Raw genomic sequence first — 3,207 nt, 5'->3', positions numbered from 1 at the left:
TGTTCATCCATATGAGGCGAGCCAGGCATATTCGTGGATCAGTCCGCCGAAACGGTCGTGGTATCTCAGGCCAAGGCCCGGTGATGGGCCAGATCCGGTTGTGGTTGACGAGTTGTCGCGTCGGCTGGCGCCCAACGAACGATGGGCACTGTGGATTGGAAATCAAACCATGTACCGCAACGGCGGTGCGCATCAGGTGAGTGAGATCACAGGCTACCGCTGCGCGTAAAATAGCGTACTGCGGTGCGCGCCACTCCAGATAACAGACAGCTGATTCCCACGCCGATGACTACGTACAGCACCGATGTCGCCACCTGCTGCTGCGTGGTTCCCCCCACGATAAATACCTGGAGCACCATAATAGCGACAACAATCGCGCAAATTGCGCCGAAGAACGCCGTCGGTCGCGGGGTAGTCATTAGTAGCAGGTGCAGCAATGCGGTAGCCACCAGCGCGGCCAGCGCTGCTGAGATCGGCACGACTGTCATCGCCTGATTCACCAGCTGGCCCTTCGCCGACAAGATCGGGATGCCGAGCAGACCACGGATCAGCAATACCCCGACCACGCCGATACCGGCTGCCACGACTGCCGTGGCGCCGCCACCGGCCCACAGCCGGCGCGCGGACACTTCCGTCTGCTGGCTGGCTGACCGCGTCATGGGCGGCGGCACATCGTGGGGTGGTTGGACCGGTAGCTCCCATGTGCTCTCGGCGCCACGTCTTCGCCCTCGGGCGGACAGCGAGGTGGGCGGTTGATGCGGCGGGGGCTGCGGAGAGGTTGGCGGTGTCATCGTTATGCCCTTCCTGTGCTCAGCGGATGCCGGCTACAGAAAAGTGTCAGCGGACGGCAGCAGCCTGCGCTGTCCATGCCACCGCCTGTGCATCCCCTGTTCACCCGCACGAAAAAACCATTGAGCTACACGGGTACACAACCGTCGTTTCGCGCATGCGCCGGAACACACTTACCGCCATCATCGCAATTAATTGACTACGGAGCGGTTGGTGCAGCAGAGTATCCAGGCGGCAAATGTTACCGAAAAAGCAAACCTCAAGTTGTCGTTTAGCAATTCTTCATCTCCCGAAGCCTTCCGCTTGGCTACCCGACGCCGCCACGTTCAGCACCCCGCTAGCAGCATGAGCGACGCCGACCAAAAGCACATCTTCCCACGGGTTAACAAGGGACGTATAAAGAGAAGCCCAGGGAATGAAATGTAATGGCAGCCCGCTCGTGTGGGATAACTTCGAGTGTGCTTGCCGAGGAGGATTGAGATCATGCCGTGCGCGCGCAGAGGATATAGATCCGGAGCAAAGCAGCCCGAGGAGTCCCTCAGCTGGGCGGCACCCGGGACGGATAAGCAAGAAGTGCCCTGCCCGGTGTACCCGGCAGGCGCGCAGCAACAGGCAACGACCAAGATCTCTGTTGCCCGGCTAAGGCAGTGGGTCAGAGGAAAGGCCCGAAAAAACCGGCTGCGCCAGCTGGCCAAGCGGCAAGGTTTGCGGTTGAGCAAGTCTCGCCGCTGCGACGCACGTACCCTTGGCCCCACTTGCTACGGGCTGGCTGCGGTGGGCTCAGGTCGGCTAGTCAGTTTTGTCGAAGGAATGACGCTCGATGAGGTTGAGAACTACCTTGTTTACGGGATGGCCAACGCCAAGGTCATAGAGTATCTCAGCCAAACTTATGGCTCAGTATTCATCGGCGACCTGATCAAACACCTCCCCAAAGACGTCCCAAGCCAGATATGAAAACATATCGCAGCTCACGAGCCCTCGGTAATCCCGGTATGTTCCCCGATACCGATCGGGAACATCACCGCGGAGGCGACCATTGCCCGCAGTGACGAGAAGAACAGTTTTTCTACTGCTATCGCTCATAGTGGTAGCGGGGCCAGCAGCCGTCTTCGATCCCCTTCGTCCATCCCGAACTCAGCGACCAGCGGGAACGCCGTCGCCTGGATCGCGGTAACAGTGGCTGTCAGGGCGACCAAGCCGAGGAACAGCAGGCCGGGGTAGCGGCACGAAGTTAGGAGACCGACGCTTGCAGATGGCTCGGCGAATACATCAAGCGTCTGGCTGAGGCATACGAATTTTGTCCACAGCAGGGATACACACCCTGTTGATGCCTTCCGCGGGGATGGTGACTCTACGGTATCGCGCCGTGGGTCAGACACCGATTTATGATCAGCTGCGGGACGAGCGGATCAGTGCCGATGTCTCGCCGAGTGCTGTTAATACATACCGCCTTGCTCGCCTGGGCAGACACTGCCTGAGCGAGGATGCATCCAGCGCAGCGGCCGCGGTGGTACGGCCAGCAAAGCTGGGAACGGCAGAGGGGGCAGGTCACCCGGGGCGGGTGCGGGTGAACCCGGCGACTGGCCTGACCGGTGATGAGCAGGGGAGGGTCCCCACGGCTTCTCCAACGCAGGCAGGTGTGCGAACAGCGCCACGACATGCGCGCGATGAGTGCCGAGCTGATGAGCAGCTGCCGGATTTCCGGGGCCACCCGGTCAAGCCCAGACACCATCCACGGTCCCGTTGAAGAGAACGTGAGGTGATCCGATGCAGTTGACCCCGGCTGACGTGCGCCACGTCACGTTCAACAAGCCGCCCGTGGGTAGGCCTGGCTACCACGAAGACGAGGTGGACGATTTTTTGGACCTCGTGGAAGCCGAGCTGACCAAGATGATTCAAGAGAACACCGAGCTGCGCGCTCAGGTGGCGCGATTGGATCAGCAGCTGGGTGCCATGCCCACCGACACTACAGCGGACCCCGAAGTACTGCGGCCTGGCCCGGAGACCATGCCTCTGCGGCCGCTGGTCACCGAACAGGCCAGGCTCGATACTGATCACGAGCGGCGCGCCGGCCCCATGCCCGTCGTGGCCCAGGACAGGGCCGACCAGTTGACTGACGAAGCTCGGGCCAAGGCGGAGGAGATCCTGAGCCAGGCCCGTACCCATGGCGATCAACTGCTCGCCACAGCACAAGACAAGGCTGCGATTCTCATCAACGAGGCCCATACCCGGGCGCAGACGTTGCTTCAGGACGCCCGCACATCAGCGCAGGCCTGGGAACGACAGTCACACGACAAGGCAGCATCGCTGGAGCAAGAGGCCACTCGCCAGCGGACTGAAATCTTGGATTCACTCCATCGGGACAAGACGCGCCTAGAAACTACCATCGACGAGTTGCGTGCCTTCGAGCTGGAATAC

General features: G+C 61.1%; 3 protein-coding genes. 2 read left to right on the top strand and 1 reads right to left on the bottom strand.

Going from position 1 to position 3,207, the window contains the following annotated elements; genetic code table 11:
- Nucleotides 1–206: 206 nt before the first annotated feature.
- Nucleotides 207–659 carry a DUF6069 family protein gene (locus VJS90_RS02910; RefSeq protein ID WP_324118921.1) on the bottom strand — a complete coding sequence of 151 codons (453 nt, stop codon included), beginning with the start codon at nucleotides 657–659 and terminating at the stop codon, nucleotides 207–209.
- Between the two features lie 613 nt (nucleotides 660–1,272).
- Between VJS90_RS02910 and VJS90_RS02905 the strand changes: the two genes are divergently transcribed.
- Both VJS90_RS02905 and VJS90_RS02900 read left to right on the top strand, forming a co-directional pair.
- A complete protein-coding gene (locus tag VJS90_RS02905) occupies nucleotides 1,273–1,743 on the top strand; it encodes a hypothetical protein (protein ID WP_324118919.1) in 471 nt (156 codons plus the stop codon).
- Between the two features lie 813 nt (nucleotides 1,744–2,556).
- Nucleotides 2,557–3,207: DivIVA domain-containing protein (locus tag VJS90_RS02900; RefSeq protein ID WP_324118917.1), on the top strand; the 651-nt coding region annotated here is incomplete at its 3' end.

Source organism: Pseudomonas sp., assembly GCF_035277045.1.
Classification (GTDB): Bacteria; Pseudomonadota; Gammaproteobacteria; order Pseudomonadales; family Pseudomonadaceae; genus Aquipseudomonas.
Note: the sequence above shows the minus strand (reverse complement) of the source record. Positions and strands in the feature narration are given on the sequence as shown.

What these genes read in the sequence shown, in the direction of transcription:
- VJS90_RS02910 (WP_324118921.1), bottom strand. Translation starts at nt 659, where the DNA reads ATGACGCGGTCAGCCAGCCAGCAGACGGAAGTGTCCGCGCGCCGGCTG.
- VJS90_RS02905 (WP_324118919.1), top strand. Translation starts at nt 1,273, where the DNA reads ATGCCGTGCGCGCGCAGAGGATATAGATCCGGAGCAAAGCAGCCCGAG.